Below are 23,875 nucleotides of genomic sequence, written 5' to 3' on the forward strand. Positions count from 1 at the left end.
GTGCAAAGATATGGAAAAAACAAATAAAGTGTTGCTTTTGACATAAAAGAAAGGGATGCAACCTATTCGGATTGCATCCCTTTTCCTTATTTCTTGTTCGGAAACTTATGCTTCTGCATTTTCTGCAGGGATAACAGAAACTGAACGTCTGTCTTCCTTGCCCACTTTGAATTGTACAGTTCCGTCTACTAAAGCGAAAAGAGTGTGGTCTTTTCCCATACCGATGTTATTACCCGGGTGGAATTCAGTACCTCTTTGACGAACGATGATGTTACCTGCTTTGCAAGCTTCGCCACCAAATATCTTAACGCCTAATCTCTTGCTCTGTGATTCGCGGCCGTTCTTAGAACTACCGACACCTTTTTTATGTGCCATTTCTTCTTACTGTTTTAATTGATTAAGCTACTACTTCTGTAATTGTTAACTCTGTGAATTGTTGACGGTGACCGTTCAACTTACGATAACCTTTTCTTCTTTTCTTGTGGAAAACAAGAACTTTATCGCCTTTTACCATGTTTGATACGACCTGGCAAACAACCTTTGCACCCTCTACTGTGGGAGCACCTACGGTGATGTTGCCGTCTTTGTCTACCAAAAGAACCTTGTCAAACTCTACTGTTGCACCGTTTTCTGCATTCTGGATGTGGTGTACAAACAGCTTTTTGCCAGCTTCTGCTTTGAATTGCTGACCGTTGATTTCTACAATTGCGTACATTTCTTATATATAATGTATAAGTTAGCTCCGTCGGGTGGTCTCTAATCACTTAGAAAGCACTTGGTCGAACCCGGTGCGGAATAATCGGGCACAAAAGTACTCTTTTTATTCTAAATAGACAAATGTTCTTTTGCTTTTTTGTTCTTTTAATGCAGATTGTACTTTTAGATTATTGGAGAAAAACTGTTTCATCAAGGAGAAACAGTCCGTGTAGGGATGGTTTCTGTTACAAAATGAATTTCAGAACATAGATACCGGCCAGCATCAGCGCCATTACAAGACACGCGAATATGACGAGTAGCACAAGACTGTAAGTCAGCATGAGGATAGTGCGCCAAAAGCTTCTCCACCAGGTGCAGCGGTACAATTGTTTGTAATCCCAACAGAATAGGACGAAAATAAGCCATAAAGGCAGCTCATACAAATCGTCTACCTTTGCGTACCCGTTGAAAGGCAGCACGATGATGCTCAGCAGGAGTATCTGGCAAGCTATGTAGGCTTGTATGAACACATGCTCCGTGGTATTGTAGTTTAACTTATATTTCCGGCGTCGGAAGGCAAGTTGGGTGGCAAGTGCAAACAAAGGCAGTGTGGCAATGATGCGGAATGCCTTGTTTCCGTGTCCCCAGCTCTTCATCAGATTCCATACTTTCATTAGGAAAGGAGAGTTCTGGAAGACTTTTTCCAGTCTGTCTCCCACTTCCGAGGTGTCGTTTACAAATTCATCGATGAGGTCGCCATCATCGCTGTTCTGTTCGGATACCTGTGTGGCAGAAGTGGAGTCGTTCTTCTCTTCCAGTTTGTTCAAGCTTTTCTCCAGGCTTTTTATAGTGATGGCGAGGGCTCGCTTTTCCTCTTTGCTATAGGTTTTCTCCATCTTTTTGGTAAGCTTCTCTTTAGCGGCAATGATTTCTTCTTTGTCTGTCTGCTCTGTCTTTTCCGTCTTTTCTTTTTTGCTCAGAGCTTCCGGGTCTACCAGTTGTACAGCCATGATATAAAGGGCTGCAAGAATGAAGAGTGTCTGGAACGGGCGAAAATACTCTACACGCTTACCGCCGATGAAGTCTCTAATCATGTATCCCGGACGGTAGAGGAGTTCCAGAAGGGTACGTCCAAAGCCATTATCTATATTGAAGAAGCCTCCGGCAATGTTTTTAAGCGCGTTGCTCAACCGATAGCGTGGAGTGTTACGGCTTTGTCCGCAACGGTTACAGTAGTTGCCGGTATAGGTGGTGCCACAATTCAGGCAGGTGCAGGTTTCGTTGCCAGCGGGAGGAGTTTTTCTCCCTTGTATCAGCTTGATGTGAAATGCGCGTAAGCGTACTGCGCAGGGGTGCCACCATGAGTCGATGAAAGTTTTTGCTTTGTTGGGTAGTATCCTTCTTTTTTGGAGGATACCCCACAATGTCAGTATGAAAACAACCGGGAAGAAGTTGCTGTCGTCGGTCATGTCCAGCTCTTCAATAGCCAGCCAGAAGAGTGTCACTAGAAGGAGGATTTGCCAGACGCTTATCCTTTTCTGTTTCCGGGGAGAAGTGGCATGCGCGTTTTCCGGCCGGATGGGATTTTCAATCTTGAATATGGAAGGATACTCCTCCTGAACTGCCAGCAGTTCTTCCAAGGTGTTCATTATTTTCCGGTGTGGGTACTTCTCCAATTCTTTGGCAGTGGTTACTCCGTGGGTGACTCCAGCAAAGTCTACTCCGGCCGCTTGGGCTGTTTCCGCATCTACCGTGCTGTCGCCTATATAGAGGGTCTCGGCTTTGCTGACATGTAGCCGCTTAATGGCAAGGAGTAGCCCTTCGGGAGATGGCTTGGCGGCTTTCACGTCTTCACCACCCACGATGATGTCCATAAAATCTTCAGGAAAATGCTGGTCGAGGAGTTCCTTGATGCGGAATCGGTATTTGGTCGAGATGATTCCGATGCGGGCGCCGGAGTCCTTCAGTGCAGTCAGTACGGACTTGGTTTCCAGGAAAAGCACCGTGTTGACAGTCATATGCGTATCGGCCTCTTTTCGGTATTCTGCCTTGAATCCTGCCAGTTGTCCGGCATCTGTCACGCCGGTGAGGATGGAAAAAGAGTCTTCCAGAGTCTTGCCGATAGTACGTTTGATGTCGTCATCCGTCACCTCTGTATATCCGTGACGGGTCAGTACGTTGCGGAAACAAGTGACGATTCCGCGGGAAGAATCAGCAAGCGTATAATCAAAGTCGAAAAGATAGGTCGTGTAATTCATTGTGACTTTTTGTGACAAAGATAGTGTAAAGTATATTTTTACAAAATAAAAAAGAGGATTAATCGGAATTTTGTATTACTTTTGTTTGCATGAATTCTGTAGAAAAGTGACAAGATGTGTAAGTGTTTTATCCGGTTAGGTTGTTATACTATACACGTTAACCCTATAATGTTATGAATTTGATAAAATCTTGTTGTTTGTTTGTGGTCTTTTCATCCTTTCTGGCATGCACCTCGCAGGTGTCGGATGTGAAGAGTGTGTCTTATACAGAGTTTGTGAATCCCTTTATCGGTACAGATTTTACTGGAAACACCTATCCGGGTGCCCAGGCGCCGTTTGGCATGGTGCAGCTCAGTCCTGACAACGGACTGCCGGGCTGGGACCGTATTTCCGGATATTTTTATCCGGACAGTACCATTGCAGGCTTCAGCCATACCCATCTCTCCGGAACCGGCGCTGGTGACTTGTATGACATCTCTTTTATGCCGGTGACATTGCCTTATAAGGAGGCGGAAGCTCCGCTCGGCATTCACTCTTTGTTCTCTCATTCGGAAGAGTCGGCAAGCGCTGGATATTATCAGGTGCGTCTGAAAGATTATAATATAAATGTAGAGTTGACGGCCACCGAGCGTTGTGGCATTCAGCGGTATACTTTCCCAAAAGCCGATGCTGCCGTTTTCCTGAATTTGCGGAAAGCCATGAATTGGGATTTTACCAATGATTCTCACATAGAAGCCGTCGATTCGGTAACGGTGCAAGGTTACCGTTACTCTGACGGTTGGGCACGCGACCAGCGCCTCTACTTCCGTACACGTTTCTCCAAACCGTTTGCTGCGATGCAGCTCGATACAGCTGCCATAGAGAAAGAAGGCAAGCGGATAGGAACATCTGTCATTGCACGATTCGACTTTCAGACTAAGGAAGGAGAACAGATTCTTGTCAGTACTGCCATCTCCGGTGTAAGTATGGAAGGGGCGGCACGTAATCTAGCAGCAGAAGTACCTGATGATGATTTCGACAAATACCTGGCTGCTGTGCAGGATGATTGGAACGAACAATTGTCCCGGATAGAAATAAAATGCGATGACCGCGATGAGAAAGTCAAGTTCTATACAGCTTTATATCATTCGATGATTGCTCCTACCATTTACAGTGATGTGGACGGCGCCTATTACGGTCCCGACAAGCAAGTGCACCGGGTAGAGGGCTGGACAAATTACAGTACTTTCTCCTTGTGGGACACTTACCGTGCGGCTCATCCTCTCTATACTTTTATTGAGCCGGAACGGGTGAATGATATGGTGAAGTCCTTCCTCGCCTTCTTCGAACAGAACGGCCGCCTTCCCGTATGGAATTTTCAGGGGGGCGAGACAGATATGATGATAGGTTACCACTCTGTGCCGGTTATTGTAGATGCCTATCTGAAAGGTATTGGGGACTTCGATGCGAAAAAGGCCTTGGAGGCTTGTGTAGCTACTGCCAATATCGATTCCTATCGTGGCATTGGGTTATATAAGAAATATGGCTATGTTCCTTATAATGTGACAGATCAGTATAATTCGGAAAACTGGTCACTTTCTAAAACACTGGAATATGCATATGATGACTATTGTATAGCCCGTATGGCAGAGAAGCTGGGCGATAAGGAGGTTGCGGACGAGTTTTATAAGCGTTCCCGTAATTACCGGAATGTCTACAATCCGGTAAGTTCTTTCATGCAGCCCCGTGATGACAAGGGAGAGTTTATCCGGAACTTCTCGCCGGACGACTATACTCCGCACATCTGCGAGAGCAACGGCTGGCAATACTTCTGGTCTGTGCAGCAGGATATTGACGGTTTGATAGTTTTGACCGGAGGTAAGGAACGGTTTGCCCAGAAGCTGGACAGTATGTTTACTTACAATCCTTCTGCAGATGATGAGTTGCCTATTTTCAGCACCGGGATGATTGGCCAGTATGCGCATGGAAATGAGCCTAGCCATCACGTCATCTATCTGTTCAATGCTGTGGATCAACCTTGGAAAACCCAGAAATATGCAGCCCGGGTGATGCGTGAACTCTACCTGAACACTCCTGCCGGTTTGTGCGGCAACGAGGATTGCGGACAGATGTCCGCCTGGTATGTGTTCAGTGCGATGGGCTTTTATCCGGTAGACCCGGTTGGTGGAAAATATGAAATCGGTACCCCCCTATATCCGGAAATGAAGATGCACCTGCCCGGTGGAAAGACCTTTACGGTACTGGCGCCGGCGGTGAGCAAGGAAAATTGCTACATTCAATCTGTCAAACTCAACGGTAAGAACTATGACAAAAGTTATATTACGCATGAACAGATAATGGATGGAAGTGTTTTCGAATTTGAAATGGGGGATAAGCCAGGTCAGGCATGGTACAGTCCCCGATAACCGGCTAACATATGAATGAACATTTCGACTTGACATATAAATCCCTTTTCCGCAGGTATTATACCAACCTGCTGTTCTATGCCACACGCATTGTGGGGGAAGAAGATGCGGAAGATGTGGTACAGGATGTTTTCGTGGAGCTGTGGAAGCGGAAAGATACCATGAAGGTGGGAGAGCAGATTCAGGCTTTTCTGTATAGGGCGGTGTATACCCGTGCCTTGAACGTTCTGAAGCATCGGGACATTGTGAGTGGCTATGAGGCTGTCATGCTCGAAATCCATAAAAAGAGGGTTGAGTTCTATCAACCTGACAGCAATGATGTGGTGAAACGGATAGAGGATGCCGAACTCAGGAGGAAGCTGTCCGATGCCATCAATGAATTGCCGGACAAGTGCCGGATGGTATTCAAACTCAGCTATCTGCATGATATGAAGAATAAGGAGATAGCTGATACAATGGGAGTGTCATTGCGTACGGTGGAGGCCCACATGTACAAAGCTTTGAAGTTGCTGCGTGATAAACTGGGGTATCTGAACCTGATGTTGGCTCTGTTTTTCATCGGGAAAGTAAGTGTTTTTGCGAGCAGCGTTGTTTTATTATCATAATGAAGGAAAGAATGAATAAGTTGAATGAGGAGATATTGGCCAAGTTCCTTATGGGTGAATGTACGGAAGATGAACTTCGTGAGGTGAACGCCTGGCTGGAAGAGTCGGGTGAGAATGCACGCGAATTGTTCAGGCTGGAGGAGATTTACCACTTGGGGAGACTGGGGGATACTTCGAATACACAAGACATAGAAAAGGCCGAAAAGCGATTGTTTAAAAGGCTGGAACAAGAGAAGACGAAACAATACAAGGTACGGAGGATGGTTGGGTGGATACGGTATGCGGCCGTATTTGTGGGCTTCTTCCTTTTGGGTACTTTCGGCTATCTTTTTTATCAGACTTATAGCCAGCCGGAAACATTACTGGCTGTCACCACTCATGATAAGATTAAGGAACTGAAACTGCCGGATGGAACCAAAGTCTGGCTGAATAAAAACACTACCCTGAAATATCCACATGAGTTTGCAGGGAAGGGAAGAAAGGTTTATCTGGAAGGAGAAGGATATTTTGAGGTGATGAGGAATCCGGAAAAACCGTTTGTCGTACAGAGTGAGGTCATGCAGGTCAGAGTATTGGGAACTGTTTTCAACCTCAAGTCTGACAAGGCTAAGATGTCTGCAGTAGCTACCCTTTTGAAAGGCGAAGTAGAGGTGAAAGGTAATCATGGCGAGGGTATGATTATCCTTGCCCCCGGACAGAAAGCCGAGCTGAACGGAATGACTAGGCGTCTGGTGGTGAAGCAGGTGGATACGGGAATCGAAAACTGGCACAATAATGAGTTTGTCTTTGAGAAGGCTGACCTATACACCATTGCGCGTACATTGGAGAATTCGTATGGGGTGAGGGTAATTCTGGCACCGAACATAGATGTAAGCAAGACTTACTCGGGTACACTGAAGAAAAAAGAGAGTGTAGGGGCTGTGCTGAATCTGATAAAGAATGCCATTCCATTGGAGTATAAAATTGTGGGGAACAGTGTTTTCCTCTCCTCAATGAAGTAGGAAGGCCGCACAAATTCGAGATATGACGAGAAGAATTTATTTAATACTAACAACTTTCTAATATTATGCGAAAATTAATCCTATTGTTTTTTTTTGTGAGCAGTGCTTTATGGCTGCATGCCAAAGACTTTACCCGGTATGTCAGTCCTCTTGTCGGCACGCAGTCTACTTTCGAGCTTTCCACCGGTAATACCTATCCTGCGATCGCACGTCCCTGGGGTATGAACTTCTGGACTCCTCAGACAGGTAAGATGGGTGACGGCTGGCAATACGTCTATACCGCGAACAAGATCCGTGGTTTCAAGCAGACACACCAGCCCAGTCCCTGGATTAACGACTACGGGCAGTTCTCCATTATGCCGGTGGTTGGCAAACCCGAGTTTGATGAAGAGAAGCGTGCAAGCTGGTTCTCCCACAAGGGTGAAGTAGCACTTCCTCATTATTATAAGGTATATCTTGCCGAACACGATGTGGTTACCGAGTTCACCCCTACCGACCGTGCCGTATTGTTCCGTTTCACTTTCCCTGAAAATGATCATTCATACATTGTTGTCGATGCCTTTGACAAGGGCTCTTATGTGAAGATACTTCCGGAACAGAATCGTATTATCGGTTATACTACCCGTAACAGCGGCGGTGTTCCCGAGAACTTCAAGAACTATTTCGTGATAGAGTTCGACAAGCCTTTTACTTATAAGGCGTCTGTAGCCGATGGCGTCTTGACCGAGAATAAGGTTGAGCAGGAAGCCGGACATGCCGGTGCTGTTATCGGTTTCAAAACCCGTAAGGGTGAAGTGGTACATGCCCGTGTAGCCTCTTCTTTCATCGGTTTTGAGCAGGCTGACCGTAACTTGAAGGAGCTTGGCAATGACAATTTGGAAACACTGGTTCAGAAAGGTCAGGATGCCTGGAACAAGGTGCTGGGCCGTATTGATGTGGAAGGCGGAACCCTTGACCAGTACCGTACTTTCTACTCATGTTTGTATCGTTCCTTGTTGTTCCCGCGTGCATTCTATGAACTGGATGAGGCGGGAAATCCGATTCATTACAGTCCCTACAATGGGCAAGTGTTGCCCGGCTATATGTATACGGATACCGGTTTCTGGGACACTTTCCGCTGTCTTTTCCCATTCCTCAACCTGATGTATCCGTCGGTGAACAGGCAGATTCAGGAAGGTCTTGTCAACACCTATAAGGAAAGCGGTTTCTTCCCCGAATGGGCAAGTCCGGGTCACCGTGGCTGTATGATTGGCAACAACTCTGCTTCCGTACTGGCAGATGCCTATCTGAAAGGTGTGAAGGTGGAGGATGTGCAGACGTTGTACGAAGGTCTCATCAACGGTACAAAGAATGTCCATCCCGAGGTCTCTTCTACGGGTCGCCTCGGCTATGAGTATTACAACAAGCTTGGTTATGTTCCCTACGATGTGAAAATCAACGAGAACACTGCCCGTACTTTGGAGTATGCTTATAATGACTGGTGCATCTACCGCATGGCAAAAGAACTGAACCGTCCGAAGAAGGAGCAGAAACTCTTTGCGGAACGTGCCATGAACTATAGGAATGTATTTGATAAGGAAAGCAAGCTGATGCGTGGTCGTAATCAAGACGGCCAGTTCCAGTCTCCTTTCTCTCCTTTGAAGTGGGGTGACGCCTTTACTGAAGGTAACAGCTGGCACTATTCCTGGTCTGTATTCCACGACCCTCAAGGTCTGATAGACCTGATGGGTGGAAAAGAGTCTTTCGTAGAGATGCTTGACTCTGTATTTATTGTCCCGCCCTTGTTCGATGACAGCTACTACGGCCAGGTAATCCATGAAATCCGTGAGATGACAGTGATGAATATGGGTAACTATGCCCATGGCAACCAGCCCATCCAGCACATGATTTACCTTTATAACTACGCCGGGGAACCTTGGAAGGCCCAATATTGGCTTCGTCAGGTAATGAACCGCATGTATACTGCCGGTCCCGACGGTTATTGCGGTGACGAGGACAACGGTCAGACTTCCGCGTGGTATGTCTTCTCTGCACTTGGTTTCTATCCGGTTTGCCCTGGTACGGACGAGTATGTATTGGGCGCCCCTCTGTTCCGTAAGGCTACCCTCCATTTCGAGAACGGTAAGTCCCTGACAATTGACGCTCCGGATAACTCACCGGAGAACATGTATATCGAGTCTCTCAAGGTGAACGGCGTGGATTATTCCAGGAATTATCTGACGCATGGCGATTTGCTGAATGGCGGTACCTTGAGGTTTGATATGGGCAGCCAGCCTAATATGAAGAGAGGTACGCAGCCGGAAGATTATCCTTATTCTTTCTCGAATGAACTGAAGAAGTAAAGAATAGTAATAATATAGTAAGAAAAGGGTTGCCTCGAAAATAAGTTGATATATCATTTTGTTATTTACTATCTGTATTATAGGTGTTTTTCTTGAATCAGGTGGAAATAATTATTTACTTCGTTAGTAATATTGAGCAAAATGATATATCAACTTGTTTTCGGGGTAACTCTTTTTTTAGGATTAATGATAAAAAAGATACTTTTTCAGTAAGTGTATTTTCATTGTCTGTTGTTTTATATAGGAATGCGAGAGAATGAATCTCTCGAAGTAATTTATTGTATAACCTATAAATTGTGTTTATGAAAGACAATTATGCTTTTCGGAGTTCGACGTTCATGCGGGCTTTATTAGTTTTGTTGTTCATGGCAGTTTCTATCCAGTGGGGCTTTGCCCAGTTAAACCTGAATGTGTCTCGCGGTACATTGGGGACAGTCATTGAACAAATCAAGTCTCAATCCAAGTATCAATTTTTTTATGACGACAAGCTGGCTGCGCTGTCAGTAGAAAACGTTAAAGTGAACAATGTATCCATTGAAGATGCTTTGAATGTTATTCTCAAGGGGAAGAACATTTCGTATAAAGTGGAGGACAACATCGTTTATCTTTCAGAAAAGACCGCTACTTCACAAGAAGGTAAGCAACAGGGGAAAGAGCGGACTATTACCGGAGTCGTATCAGATGATATGGGGCCTCTGATTGGTGTGAACGTATTGGTAAAAGGTACCAGCAATGGTTGTATTACAGACCTGGACGGTAACTTTACGTTGACCACTACAGAAGCGAATCCGGTACTTGTATTCTCTTATATCGGTTATAAGTCGCAGGAAATTTCGGCGACCGGTTCAGCTTCCATTAATGTACTGATGCAGAATGACACGCAGATGATTGAAGAAGTGGTGGTCACTGCCCTCGGTATCAAGCGATCGGAAAAGGCATTGTCCTACAATGTACAGCAGGTGAATACGGATGCCATTACTTCCAATAAAGACGCCAACTTTGTAAATTCATTGAGTGGCAAGGTAGCGGGTGTGAATATCAATGCTTCTTCATCCGGTGTGGGTGGCGTATCAAAGGTAGTGATGCGTGGTACGAAATCCATCATGCAGTCTTCCAATGCACTTTATGTTATTGACGGTGTGCCTATTTTCTCCGGACGTGGTACTGCCGGAGGTAAGGAGTTCGACTCTCAGGGTTCTTCAGAACCGATTGCCGACATCAACCCGGAAGACATCGAGTCTATGTCAGTCTTGACCGGTGCTGCCGCTGCCGCCTTGTATGGTTCGGAAGCTGCCAACGGTGCCATTGTCATTACTACAAAGAAAGGTAAAGAAGGTAAGGTGAGCCTTACTGTCAGCAGCAATACCGAATTCACCAATCCGTTTGTGATGCCGAGCTTCCAAAACCGTTACGGTACGGGAACCGGTGGTGTGATGAGTACTTCAGGAGCCATGAGCTGGGGAGCACCTTTGTCTGCTGCCAATAATTACAATTACAGCCCGAAAGATGATTATTTCCAGACGGGTATTATAGGTACGGAAAGTATTTCTTTGTCAACCGGTACAGAGAAAAATCAGACGTATGCATCGGCTGCTGCAGTAAACTCCAAGGGGATTGTTCCCAACAACAAATACAACCGTTACAACTTCACGGTACGTAACACCACTACTTTCCTGGACGACAAGATGACTCTGGACTTCGGTGCAAGCTATATTCTGCAGAATGACCAGAACATGACGAACCAGGGTACTTACAACAACCCGTTGGTGGGTGCTTATTTGTTCCCGCGCAGCAACGACTGGTCTGATATCAGCATGTATGAGCGCTATGACGCTGCCCGTAAGATTTATACGCAATACTGGCCGGTAGGTGACGAAGGTATGGTAATGCAGAATCCTTATTGGATTAACTACCGCAATCTGCGCCAGAACAAGAAGGACCGCTATATGCTGAATGCCGGTTTGAGCTATAAGATTCTGGACTGGCTGACTGTTTCAGGACGTGTACGTTTGGATAACTCCAACAATGATTATACAGAAAAGTTCTATGCTTCTACCAATACACAGCTCACCGAGAGCTCTTCACGAGGTCTTTATGGTATTACCAAGATGCAGGACAAACAGTTGTATGCAGACTTCCTGGTGAGTATCAACAAATATTTCGGTGAAGATTGGTCACTCCAGGCCAACGTTGGTGGTTCATTCTCCGATATACGTTCGGATGCAATGAAAACACGTGGTCCGATTGCTGATGGTGGCGATGCCTTCAGCGGCGAACCGGTAGGTTTGACCAACTACTTTGCCATCCAGAACCTGAGTGCCAGCAAGACACAGCGTTTGCAGGAAGGATGGCGTGAACAGACCCAGTCTCTCTTCGCTTCGGCTGAGCTTGGTTACAAGAACACTTACTTCTTGACGCTGACCGGACGTAACGACTGGCCTTCACAGCTGGCAGGTCCCAACTCCAACAGCAAATCATTCTTCTATCCTTCAGTCGGTGGTTCTGTTGTACTGTCTGAGCTAATGCCTAACTTGAACAAAGATTATCTTTCTTTTATAAAGGTTCGTGGTTCATGGGCATCTGTTGGTAGTGCTTTCTCCAGATATTTGGCTAATCCTCACTATGAATGGAATTCAAGTTCCGGCCAGTGGAGTATCACGACCCAATATCCGTTGTACAATTTGAAACCTGAACGTACCAATTCTTGGGAAATCGGTTTGAACATGCGTTTCCTCAAGAACTTTGAATTGGACGTGACATATTACAATGCCAAGACTATGAACCAGACATTCAACCCGCAGTTGCCTGTCAGCGGTTGGTCGGCTATGTATATCCAGACTGGTGCCGTACGTAACTCCGGTATTGAGTTGTCGCTGAATTACAAGAATACCTGGAAAGATTTTACATGGGATACCGGTATAACCTTCTCCAGTAACAAGAATAAAATCCTGACTTTGGCAGACAATGCCATCAATCCCGTTACCGGTGAGCTGTTCTCTTTGAGCACGTTGAATATGGGTGGCTTAGGTGATGCCCGCTTCTTGCTGAAAGAAGGTGGGAGCATGGGTGACCTTTACTCACTGCGAGATATGAAACGTGATGCCAATGGACAGATTTTTGTGGACCAAAATGGAACGGTTGCTACGGAAGCCATAACGGACCCGGATAAATACATCAAGTTGGGAAGCGTACTTCCTAAAGGTAATTTGGCTTGGCGTAATAACTTCATTTGGAAGAATTTCACAGCAGGTTTCTTGATTTCAGCCCGTTTGGGTGGTGTGGTTTACTCACGTACACAAGCTATGTTGGACTATTACGGTGTGTCCGAGGCTTCTGCCGATGCACGTGATTTAGGTTACGTGTTGGTGAATGGTAGAGATAAGGTAAACCCCGAAACATGGTACGGTGTAGTAGGTAGCGGCACGTCTGTTCCCCAATACTACACTTATTCTGCTACCAATGTTCGTCTGCAGGAAGTATCTTTGGGTTACACCATCCCCAGAAAGTTGTTGAATGATGTGTGCGATATCAAGGTTTCGTTGGTAGGCCGCAACTTGTGGATGATTTACAGCAAGGCTCCTTTCGATCCCGAAAGTGTAGCTTCTACCGATAACTTTTATCAGGGAATAGACTATTTCATGATGCCGGCTTTGCGTAACATCGGCTTTAGCTTGAGCTTTAAATTTTAATACCAAACGATATGAAAAAGAAAAATATTATAAATAAATTGATTGTTGCTCCGTTGGTTATGGGCTTTATGTCCTGTACCGGCAATTATATGGATATCAACTCCAATCCTTATCAACCGGGTGATTTGACTCCGGATGATTATGCACTGGGTTCTGCCATGAGTAACTTGGCAAGTACGGTTATCTCATCAGATGTCAATACGGCACAGTTTACTGATTGTTTGTTGGGTGGACCGTTGGGAGGTTATTTTGCCGATTCAAATGCCGGCTGGTCCAATACAATATCCAATTTTAATGCTACAAATGACTGGACGCGTGTGTTCTTGATAAGTGACCGTATCATTTCAACACTTTACGGTAACTTGAGCACAGTGAAACAAGTATCGGAGAATACCAATAATCCGGTTCCTTATGCCATTGCTCAAATCATAAAGGTTGCTGCCATGAGTCGCGTGACTGATGCGTATGGTCCTATTCCTTATTCTAAAATCGGTCAGGATGGCAAGATTACCATTCCTTATGATACGCAGGAAGAAGTATATAACGCATTCTTCAAGGAACTGGACGAATCCATCGAGGTGCTGACTGAAAACAGAAATGCGGCGTTGGTTGCTTCTGCAGATTTCGTGTACAGTGGTAATGTACAGAAGTGGGTGAAGTTTGCCAATTCATTGAAACTGCGTTTGGCTATCCGTATTGCCAATGTAAGCCCTGCTAAGGCTAAAGAAATGGCTGAAAGTGCAGTGAATCACGAGTTGGGTCTGATTGAAACAAATGCAGACAATGCTACATGGAAGTATTTCGGTACAATTAGCAATCCGTTGTTTGTGGCAGTACGTTACAATGAAGAAGCTTCAGGTGGTGATACCCATCCTGCTGCCGACATCATCTGCTACATGAACGGTTACAACGACAATCGTCGTGCCAGCTATTTTGAGGAATCAAAATGGCCTGGAGAGACTTATGTAGGATTACGTCGCGGTATCAACCTCAGTAAGATGAAAGAGTATTTCATCAATTATTCGCGTGTGAAGATTTCCTCTTCTGATCCCGTGCTTTGGATGAATGCGGCAGAAGTTGCCTTCTTGCGTGCTGAAGCCACTGCAATCTATGGTTTCAACATGAAAGGAACCGCTGCTGATTTTTATGAACAAGGTGTCCGTCTCTCTTTCGAACAGTGGGGAGCTACCGGTGTAGACAGCTATCTGGCTGATGAAAGCAGTGTACCTGCTCTTTACAAAGATCCCGCCGGTCTTAATACTTATGAAAAGAACCTTTCAGCCATTACTGTCAAGTGGAATGAAGGGGCATCCAAGGAAGAAAAACAGGAACGTATCATTACCCAGAAGTGGATTGCGAATTGGCCGTTAGGTAACGAAGCTTGGGCTGACTATCGCCGTACAGGCTATCCCAAACTGTTGCCTGCAACCAGTGAAGGTAACTTGAGTGGTGGAATTGTTGATAGCGAGAAAGGTGCACGCCGTATGCCTTATCCTTCTGAAGAATATACAAGTAATACTGAAAACGTGCAAGAGGCAGTAAACAGCTATCTGGGTGGACCGGACAACATGGCTACTGACGTATGGTGGGCACGCAAATAATAACAATAAATGCTGAATAATTATGAAATTATATAAGAAATCATTCAAAGGAATCGCGCTGGCAGCTTTTTCCGTATTGGCATTGTCTGCCTGCTCCGACTGGACGGATTCAGAGAGTATTAAACTGAAAGAACCCGGAATCGACGAACAGTCTCCCGAACTGTATGCCAAGTATCTGAAGAACTTGCAGGAATACAAGAATTCTGACCATAAGATTGTATACGGCTGGTTTGATAATAGTGAGAAAGTTCCTTTCAGCCGCGGGCAGCACATGTCGGATGTTCCCGACAGCCTGGACGTAATTATCGCAACTACTCCCGATTTGGCGGAATTCGAATTGGAAGATATTGCAAATGTACATGAGAAGGGAACGAAAGTATTCTATTCCATCAGCTATGACAATATCTTGAAGGAACATACCGACAAGGTGAAAGAAGGAACAGAAACATCTGCATTCTCGGCTTATCTGTCGGCTGAGCTGAACAGACTGATAGCTCTTGAAGCACCTTTCGACGGTATTGTAGCCGAGTATCGTGGTAGCAATCCTATCTACATGTCCGAAGCCGACAAGGCTGAAGCAAAGGCAAATCAGGATACTTTCTTCGGTGTGATATCCAACTGGAAGAGTGCCAATTCAGGTAAGCAACTGGTGTTCCAGGGGTATCCTGCCAACCTGATAGGCCAGTCTGTGCTCTCTTCTTGTGACCATATCATCTTGATTACAAATGATGCCACGGATGTTGCCCAACTGGGGATAGAAGCGCTTCAGGCCTTGATGGCAGACGGTGTTCCGGCTGACCGCTTCATTGTATCGGCATCTACCGTCTCTCTGGATACAACAGATAAGACTACCGGATATTACAATGCTTTGAGAGCTCTGTCGGAAGCTGCTTATTGGGTGACAGAACCGTCTGCAGAGTTTACAAAAGCTGGTCTGGCTATTGAGAACATGCAGAATGATTATTACAATGCTACCAATACCTATCAATACGTGAGAGAAGCTATCAATATTATGAATCCTGCTCCTAAAAAATAAAAGAATATCATGAAACTGAAAAGTATATATTTAGTATCGATGGCATTATTGGCAGGTGTATTTGCTGCTTGTAATGATAATGACGTTGAGAATTTCGATAATCAGGTGTATATCAACGGCTCGGCGATGACCAGTACTGTGTTGTTGAAAAACACTGTTTCCGATACGGAAGGTTCATTCCGGATTTCAATGGCCCGTCCTGAATCGCAGGATATAACTATTGCCTTGAAGGCGGACCCTTCACTGGTAGCTACTTATAACGCTACCTATTATGACACAGCCGAGGCTCTGCCGGAAAACTATTATACGGTAGAAACTCCGCAGGCTACCATTTTGGCCGGTGCTGTCATTTCAGACGACATCACTGTCAGCTTCAAGAACTTGACGGAGCTGGACCGTGAGAAGGTATATGTATTGCCGGTTACGGTAGACCAGGCAAGCATCGGAGTCTTGAAGAGCTCCGGTACCATGTACTACGTGCTGAAGGGTGCCGCATTGATTAATACGGTTCCTGATATTACCAAGAATCTGGTTTACGTAACTTGGACCAATCCAGATGTAGCCAATAATATGAATAAGCTGACGGCAGAAGCGTTGATTCGTGTAAGCAAGTTTGACAAGATGCTGACTTCCATTATGGGTATCGAAGGTAAGTTCCTGCTCCGCATCGGTGATGCCGGAATTCCTCAAAACCAGTTGCAGGTGGCTACAAGTAGCGGCAATGTGACCGATGAGAGTCTGGTTATTCCGACAAACGAATGGACACATATCGCTGTGACCTACGATGCGGATGCAAAAACAGTTATAATCTACATCAATGGTAAGAATATGCTGGAGACTACTTTGGACTGCGGAGTCGTGAACTGGGGCCAGACCATGACCGATGAAGGTAACGGATTCTGGATTGGCCATTCATACAATCGTGACCGTTGGTTGGAAGGTAATATCTCAGAGGTGCGTATCTGGAACAAGGTGTTGACATCAGCAGAAATCAATGCAAAGGACCACTTCTACCAGGTAGAGCCGGATGCTGACGGACTGGTTTCTTACTGGAAGTTCGATGAGGGTGCCGGTACTGCCATTCACGATTATAGCGGAAATGAGAACAATGCTACTGCAGTGGAGTCACTGACTTGGACTGCTGTGGAACTGCCCGCCAAATAATTTAGTTATACCTTAATTCAAATAAAAAGATATTGATTATGAAATATATGAATCATGTAAAATCAGGCTTGCTGGCAATGGCCTTTGCATGTGCAGGAATATGCTTTACCGGTTGTGAAGATGATGTTGTCATCAACACCGGCAACAGTGACAAGCTGGATACTGTGGATGGCGTGTATGGCTATGTAAAGTCTGCCGCCGGTGCACGTGAACTTACTCCGATTTCTGTTTTTGGCGACAAGGTTGCTACCGGACATCTCTATTTTGAACTGAGCAAAGCTGCAGAGCAGGATGTTACTGTGACCTTCAAAGTGGACGAAGACGTTTTGGAGGCTTACAATAAGAAGAATGGAACAAGCTATAAAATGTATCCCGCCGATAAGCTGAGTTTGGCGAACGGTGGAACTGCCACTATCAAGGCGGGCGAACAGAAGTCGGCTTCTGTGGAACTGAATATCAATGCCGGAGGCACAATCGGACAGACTTATGCTGTTGCCGTTTCTGCATCTGCCAATAACGGTGTGGAAGTTTCTACAAACAATCAGGAATATATTTACTTGGTAAAGCCTTTGGCTGCTATTCCTGAGAGTATCAGTAAGGGTGATATACTTACACATTGCTTTGTGGAAGTAAATGACGAGAACATCTTGAATATGGGTGAATATACTATGAAGAGCGACGGAAAGCCTTTCTTTGATGTTGTCAGCATTTTTGCAGCTAACATCAATGTGGATAGCAAGACTGGTCGCGTTCATGTTTTCTGCAATGACCAGGTTTCTTTCTTGCTGAGAAATGCGGATAAGTTCATCCGTCCTTTGCAGGCTAAAGGCATTAAGGTGGTGATGACTATTCTTGGTAACCATGACGAGGCAGGTATGGGCAACCTTTCGGAAGCTGCTGCCAAAGACTTTGCTAAGGAACTGAAAGCCTACTTGGATATTTATGGTTTGGATGGCATTGACTTTGATGATGAGTACACCAGTTATAATAACTCCAATCCCAGTCCCGGCTTCGAAAAACGTTCACGTGCCAACTTCGCGCGCTTGGTTTACGAATGCCGCCAAGTGTTTGGCAAAAAGTTGATTGGTGTGTATGAATATGGTTCTCTCGACTCTCCCGACGGCGAGGTAGAAGGTGTGAAAGTAGGTGATATTGTGGATTATATGACCTACGGTTATTACCAGAATCAGAATCCTAATGGAGCCTTTGGCCGTGAAGAGTCTCATTTTGAGAACCTGCCCAAATCCAAGTATGCTCCGTTACCCTGGAAGATTAATGATGAGCTGAACGGAGGCTGGAGCGGATTTGACAAAAGCAAATTCCAAAAAGTGAAGGATGAAGGTTATGGTATTCAGATGTTCTACAACCCCAAACCACTGATGTATCAGTATTACGTGTTGCTTTCGGAAATAAGTGAGGTGCTCTTTGATGATGGAGTGGAATGGAGTGGCAAGTACTGGAGCCGTACCGGTGAAGCTTATCAGGGCAAAATGTTGGGTTATGAAGATTTGGTCGGCGAGTGGAAGGTAACTTCCAGCAATTCCCTCTTTACCTATGTGGATGAAGAAGGTAATCCTCGCTGGTGGGATTGGAAAGGCAGTCAGGAGTTTGAGAAGAATGTAATTATAGAGAAGGATGAAGAAGGTACCGGATATGTGGTTTACAACTGGGGTACTTTCCCCGAAATCACCGGTAAGTATCCGATGCATTGCGATTACTATAACGGTGCACTGCTCATCTATCCGCAAACCATTCATGAGGGCGATGCTGAAGACCCTGCTACCTACAAGATGCATTTCGGTACTTACAGCAAGAATTTCCAGTGGAAAGCATATCCTAACTATGATGATTACTATATGGATGGTGCTATTGCTCCTAACGGTGATATGCATATCTATGGCTTAGGCAACAGATGGGCTATCAATCCCTATAAGTATGTAGGCGGTGAGATTGAGACCGACATCTTCCCCGATGTTCCTTACTTCGTGAGTGAGAACTATACGATGAAGAAGGTACGCTGATGCCGTGTTTTCCGTAAACTGAGGTTTCGGAAAACGGATGCTTGAACCTTTTCATACATGAAACAAAGGAGGGCTTTGCTCAAAGTAATAGGGCGGCCCTCCTCAAGCATTCTCATATAACAAGATTCTATTATGAAGCTATACACCTACTTATACAATAAACAATATGAAGAAAAACATGAAATCTAGTTCCATACTGTTGGGCGGACTTTTTCTGCTGGGGGCGGTTTGCAGCTGTACCCAGACGGCACCGGACTATGCGTCTTACGTCAATCCGTTCATCGGTACGGGTGGACATGGGCATACCTATCCCGGAGCGGTAGTTCCCAACGGGATGATTCAGCCCAGCCCCGACACGCGTATCTACGAGTGGGATGCCTGCTCCGGATATTACTATGCAGATACTACTATCAACGGATTTTCACATACCCACGTCAGCGGTACGGGTTGTGCCGATTACGGGGATGTGCTGCTGATGCCCACTGTAGGTCGGCAGGATTACCACTCCATGGGCTCGAAGAGCCAGCAGATGGCGTACGCCTCTGCCTTTTCCCACGAGAATGAAACAGCCGAACCGGGATATTATTCCGTATTTTTGGACCGCTACGGGGTGAAAGCCGAACTGACCTCTACCAAACGTGCGGCGATTCATCGCTATACCTTCCCGAAAGCGGAAGATGCAGGTTTTATCCTCGACCTGGATTACAGTATCCAGCGCCAGAAGAATGAACAGATGGAGCTGGAAGTAATCAGCGATACTGAAATCCGTGGACGCAAGAAGACTGTATATTGGGCTTTCGACCAGTATATCAACTTCTATGCCAAGTTCTCCAAACCATTCACCTATACGCTGGTCACGGACTCCATGGCATTGGACGAAGGCGGTCCGCTTCTGCCTACAGCTAAAGCTTTACTGCAATTCCAGACGGAGCCCAATGAGGAGGTATTGGTAAAGGTAGGTGTGTCTGCCGTGGATATGGACGGTGCCCGCAAGAATGTGGAAGCCGAAATCTCCGGATGGGATTTTGACGGTGTGCGCCGTGCTGCCCGCCAGCAGTGGAACACTTATCTTTCCAAGATTGACATCGATACGAAGGACAACGACCAGCGTACCATGTTCTACACGGCACTTTACCACACGGGTATGCAGCCCAACTTGTTTACCGATGCTGACGGACGTTACTTTGGTATGGACTTGAAGCCCCATCAAGGCAGGGTGGACGAGCCTATCTACACCATTTTCTCTTTATGGGACACTTTCCGTGCCTATCATCCGCTGATGACGATTATTGATCCTGAACTGAACGAGGCTTTCATCCGTTCGCTCATCCAGAAGTCCCGCGAGGGCGGCGTCCTGCCTATGTGGGAACTGGCCGGAAACTATACGGGTACCATGATTGGTTATCATGCAGCCTCCCTCATAGCGGATTCTTATGTAAAGGGATACCGTAACTTCGACGTGCAGGAGGCTTACAAGGCTTGCCTCCGTACGGCAGAATACGATACGACGGGTATTATCACCCATCCTTTGGTTGTGCCGCATCTGATGCCGCAGGCCAAGTACTGGAAGAACAAGATTGGCTACGTGCCTTGCGATAAAGACAATGAATCTGTGGCTAAAGCTTTGGAATATGCTTACGATGACTGGTGTATCTCCGTACTGGCAGGTGCTTTGGACGACGAAGCCAACCGCGATAAGTATGCGGCTTTTGCCGAGGGATATAAAGTTTATTTCGATCCGAGTACCCGCTTCATGCGCGGACTGGACAGTGAGGGCAACTGGCGTACGCCTTTCAACCCCCGCGCTTCCAATCACCGTAACGATGACTATTGCGAAGGTACGGCATGGCAGTGGACTTGGTTCGTTCCCCACGATGTGGACGGACTGGTGGAACTGATGGGAGGACGCGACGCCTTCATCGGCAAGTTGGATTCTCTGTTCACGGCCGATTCCAAGCTGGAAGGTGAATCGACCTCGGTGGATATTTCCGGTCTGATAGGCCAGTATGCCCACGGCAATGAGCCAAGCCATCACATTGCCCATCTCTACAACTACGTAGGCCAGCCCTGGCGTACGCAGGAGATTGTGGATGAGGTGCTGCATACGCTTTACTTCAACAACCCCGACGGACTTTCGGGCAATGAAGACTGCGGACAGATGTCTGCATGGTACATTCTGAATGCGATGGGCTTCTATCAGGTATGCCCCGGCAAGCCGGTATATTCCATCGGACGCCCGCTGTTCAACGAGGCGACCGTTCATCTGAAAGACGGCAAGTCGTTCAAGGTGATAGCCCACAACAACAGCCGCGACAACAAGTATGTGCGGAGCATTGTGCTGAACGGCAATAAGTTGGAGACTCCATTCTTCACGCATCAGGATATAGTGGACGGCGGTACGCTGGAGCTGACTATGGGCAGTGAACCGTTGAAGTGACACAGATAATATACAGAAGGGATGAGCCGAAAAAATCATAATCCTATATCGTGGGTCCCCACCGTATATTTCGCCATGGGATTGCCGTTTGTGGTGCTGAACATGGTTTCTGTGTTGATGTTCAAGGGGCTGGGTATCGGTGACGCGCAGATTGCTCTGTGGACGTCGCTCATCATGATGCCCTGGACGCTGAAGTTCCTTTGGAGTCCGTTCCTTGAAATGTTCAAGACGAAGAAGTTTTTCGTGGTACTGACGCAGATGGTTACCGGAGCAGGTTTTGCTCTGGTGGCTTTGGCGTTGCAGTTACCGTTCTTTTTTGCGATATGCATTGCGCTGCTGGCAGTGATTGCTTTCAGCGGAGCCACGCACGATGTGGCTACGGATGGTGTCTACATGTCGGAACTGAACAAGCAGGACCAGGCCAAGTATATCGGTTGGCAGGGAGCCTTCTACAATATAGCGAAGATTGTGGCGTCCGGCGGGTTGGTCTGGCTGGCAGGTGCCTTGCTGGTAGGTTTCGGTGGGGTGGAGGGTGCCACAGAGGCAGTCCGCCACGAGGCTACCCGGCATGCATGGATGACGGTGATGCTGATATTGGCGGCGGTGATGCTGCTGCTTGGCTTCTACCACATGCGCATGCTGCCATCGGGCGGTGCTGCCGCATCCGGCGCCAAGTCGGCAAGAGAGACGTGGGAGCAGTTGGTGGCGGTAATCAAGGATTTCTTCTTGAAGAAGCACATCTGGTACTATATAGCGTTCATTATCCTTTATCGCCTTGCCGAGGGTTTTGTCATGAAGATTGTCCCTCTTTTCTTGAAGGCGGAGCGTTCGGCAGGTGGCTTGGGACTGAATGAGCAGCAGATAGGTTTGTACTACGGCACTTATGGGGCGGCCGCCTTTGTGCTGGGGTCACTGTTGGCAGGCTATTACATTTCGCACCGGGGATTGCGGCGGACGCTGTTCTCTCTGTGCTGCATCTTCAATCTGCCTTTTGTGGCGTATACCCTGCTTGCCATGTACCAGCCGGAAAGCGGGTTGCTGATAGGTAGTGCCATCGTGCTCGAGTACTTCGGTTATGGTTTTGGTTTTGTGGGACTGACTTTGTTCATGATGCAGCAGGTGGCGCCGGGAAAGCACCAGATGGCACATTATGCCTTTGCTTCGGGCATCATGAATCTGGGTGTGATGTTGCCGGGCACAATCAGCGGTTTTGTCAGCGACTGGTTGGGGTACGAGGCGTTCTTTACCTTCACGCTGTTTGCCACCATTCCGGCGTTCCTCATTACGTACTTCATACCATTTACGTATGCCGATGAGAAGAAACAACAATAACCAATTAATAATATAGAGCAATTATGAGCAACAAAATCACAATGCCTTGGGAAGAACGGCCGGCAGGCTGTAAGGATGTAATGTGGCGTTATTCGGAGAATCCCGTAATAGACCGCTACCATATTCCGTCGTCGAACAGCATTTTCAACAGTGCGGTGGTTCCGTTTAAGGATGGTTATGCCGGTGTGTTCCGTTGTGACAACCGGGCGGTGCAGATGAATATCTTTGCCGGTTTCAGCAAGGACGGCATCCACTGGGAAATAGAGCATGAGCCAATCAAGTTCAAGGCCGGGAATACGGACATGATAGAGTCCGAATATAAATACGATCCGCGCGTGACATGGATTGAGGACCGCTACTGGATTACGTGGTGCAACGGCTACTACGGCCCCACCATCGGCATCGGCTATACTTTCGATTTCAAGGAGTTCTTCCAGTGCGAGAATGCTTTCTTGCCTTTCAACCGCAACGGTGTGTTGTTGCCTCAGAAGTTCGATGGCAAATATGCGCTCTTGAGCCGTCCCAGCGATAGCGGACATACTCCTTTTGGCGACATCTACATTAGCTTCAGCCCTGACATGAAATTCTGGGGCGAACACCGCCATGTGATGGCTCCTACGCCTTTCCCCGAAAGTGCCTGGCAGTGTACCAAGATAGGGGCAGGTTCGGTACCGTTCCTCACGGACGAGGGTTGGCTGATGTTCTATCATGGCGTGATAACCACTTGTAACGGTTTCCGTTACTCCATGGGAGCAGCTATTCTGGATAAGGACAATCCTGCCAAGTTGCTCTACCGCACCCGTGAGTATCTGCTTGCGCCTGCTGCTCCTTATGAGTTGCAAGGTGATGTTCCCAACGTGGTGTTCCCTTGCGCAGCGTTGCAAGATGGAGAACGTGTAGCTGTATACTACGGTGCAGCCGATACGGTAGTGGGGCTTGCCTTTGGGTATATCCGCGAGATTCTGGAGTTCACGAAGCGCACAAGTATTTTGTAAGTACCAAGCAGTTGGCAGGCGCTCGGTATTGCTGAAAAGCGCCTGCCGTAACTGCTTTATACTTAGTGTAATATCACTGCAAAGATACTGCATGCTTTTTGCAGTGCTACTGCAAAGCCGTTGCAGCGCCACTGCAAAGCTGATGCAGCGTCACTGCAAAACTGTTGCAGTGCTACTGCAAAGTAGTTTGCAGTGTCACTGCAGACCGTTTGCAATAACTTTGCAGAGTGCATGCAATGACACCGGCATGGGTAGCGTGCTCACTAACTAATAAAGAACAAATCCTTACTATA

General features: G+C 46.7%; 15 protein-coding genes. 12 read left to right on the forward strand and 3 right to left on the reverse strand.

Annotated features, from left to right (window positions below):
• Positions 1-105: 105 nt before the first annotated feature.
• From rpmA to NQ510_RS08785, 3 genes are all read right to left on the reverse strand, one after another.
• Complete coding sequence (rpmA, locus tag NQ510_RS08775) at positions 106-375, reverse strand: 50S ribosomal protein L27 (protein WP_005828893.1); 270 nt, start codon at positions 373-375, stop codon at positions 106-108.
• 22 nt (positions 376-397) lie between these two features.
• Positions 398-715 (reverse strand): 50S ribosomal protein L21, encoded by a 318-nt coding sequence (rplU, locus tag NQ510_RS08780; protein ID WP_005828892.1) that lies wholly within the window; start codon positions 713-715, stop codon positions 398-400.
• Between the two features lie 226 nt (positions 716-941).
• Complete coding sequence (locus NQ510_RS08785; protein ID WP_005828889.1) at positions 942-2,954, reverse strand: HAD-IA family hydrolase; 2,013 nt, start codon at positions 2,952-2,954, stop codon at positions 942-944.
• 173 nt (positions 2,955-3,127) lie between these two features.
• Here NQ510_RS08785 and NQ510_RS08790 point away from each other — a divergent pair, with 173 nt between their 5' ends.
• The 12 genes from NQ510_RS08790 (at position 3,128) to NQ510_RS08845 (ending at position 23,582) form a co-directional block, all read left to right on the forward strand.
• On the forward strand, positions 3,128-5,359 hold the full coding sequence (locus NQ510_RS08790) for a GH92 family glycosyl hydrolase (RefSeq protein ID WP_016272631.1): 2,232 nt from the start codon (positions 3,128-3,130) through the stop codon (positions 5,357-5,359).
• A gap of 11 nt (positions 5,360-5,370) precedes the next feature.
• Entirely contained in the window at positions 5,371-5,964 is a 594-nt protein-coding gene (locus NQ510_RS08795; RefSeq protein WP_005828885.1) for an RNA polymerase sigma-70 factor, read from the forward strand.
• An 11-nt stretch (positions 5,965-5,975) separates the two neighbouring features.
• Positions 5,976-6,965: a FecR family protein gene (locus NQ510_RS08800; RefSeq protein ID WP_005835480.1), complete on the forward strand. Its 990-nt coding sequence runs from the start codon at positions 5,976-5,978 to the stop codon at positions 6,963-6,965.
• 65 nt (positions 6,966-7,030) lie between these two features.
• Complete coding sequence (locus tag NQ510_RS08805; RefSeq protein WP_005828880.1) at positions 7,031-9,307, forward strand: GH92 family glycosyl hydrolase; 2,277 nt, start codon at positions 7,031-7,033, stop codon at positions 9,305-9,307.
• 302 nt (positions 9,308-9,609) lie between these two features.
• A complete protein-coding gene (locus NQ510_RS08810; RefSeq protein WP_005828878.1) occupies positions 9,610-12,996 on the forward strand; it encodes a TonB-dependent receptor in 3,387 nt (1,128 codons plus the stop codon).
• Between the two features lie 11 nt (positions 12,997-13,007).
• Positions 13,008-14,597, forward strand: coding sequence for a RagB/SusD family nutrient uptake outer membrane protein (locus tag NQ510_RS08815; RefSeq protein WP_005828876.1), 1,590 nt, complete (start codon positions 13,008-13,010; stop codon positions 14,595-14,597).
• 22 nt (positions 14,598-14,619) lie between these two features.
• On the forward strand, positions 14,620-15,633 hold the full coding sequence (locus NQ510_RS08820; RefSeq protein ID WP_005828871.1) for a glycoside hydrolase family 18: 1,014 nt from the start codon (positions 14,620-14,622) through the stop codon (positions 15,631-15,633).
• A 9-nt stretch (positions 15,634-15,642) separates the two neighbouring features.
• The gene (locus NQ510_RS08825; RefSeq protein WP_005828870.1) at positions 15,643-16,797 is read left to right on the forward strand and encodes a DUF1735 and LamG domain-containing protein; all 1,155 of its coding nucleotides are present in this window, start codon (positions 15,643-15,645) and stop codon (positions 16,795-16,797) included.
• A 38-nt stretch (positions 16,798-16,835) separates the two neighbouring features.
• On the forward strand, positions 16,836-18,818 hold the full coding sequence (locus tag NQ510_RS08830) for a BT_3987 domain-containing protein (protein ID WP_005828869.1): 1,983 nt from the start codon (positions 16,836-16,838) through the stop codon (positions 18,816-18,818).
• Between the two features lie 166 nt (positions 18,819-18,984).
• On the forward strand, positions 18,985-21,255 hold the full coding sequence (locus NQ510_RS08835; RefSeq protein ID WP_005828868.1) for a GH92 family glycosyl hydrolase: 2,271 nt from the start codon (positions 18,985-18,987) through the stop codon (positions 21,253-21,255).
• Between the two features lie 21 nt (positions 21,256-21,276).
• Positions 21,277-22,587, forward strand: coding sequence for an MFS transporter (locus tag NQ510_RS08840; RefSeq protein WP_016272635.1), 1,311 nt, complete (start codon positions 21,277-21,279; stop codon positions 22,585-22,587).
• Positions 22,588-22,610: 23 nt separating this feature from the next.
• Positions 22,611-23,582 carry a glycoside hydrolase family 130 protein gene (locus tag NQ510_RS08845; protein ID WP_005828866.1) on the forward strand — a complete coding sequence of 324 codons (972 nt, stop codon included), beginning with the start codon at positions 22,611-22,613 and terminating at the stop codon, positions 23,580-23,582.
• The last annotated feature ends 293 nt before the right edge of the window (positions 23,583-23,875 follow it).

Source organism: Bacteroides uniformis (genome assembly GCF_025147485.1).
GTDB lineage: Bacteria > Bacteroidota > Bacteroidia > Bacteroidales > Bacteroidaceae > Bacteroides > Bacteroides uniformis.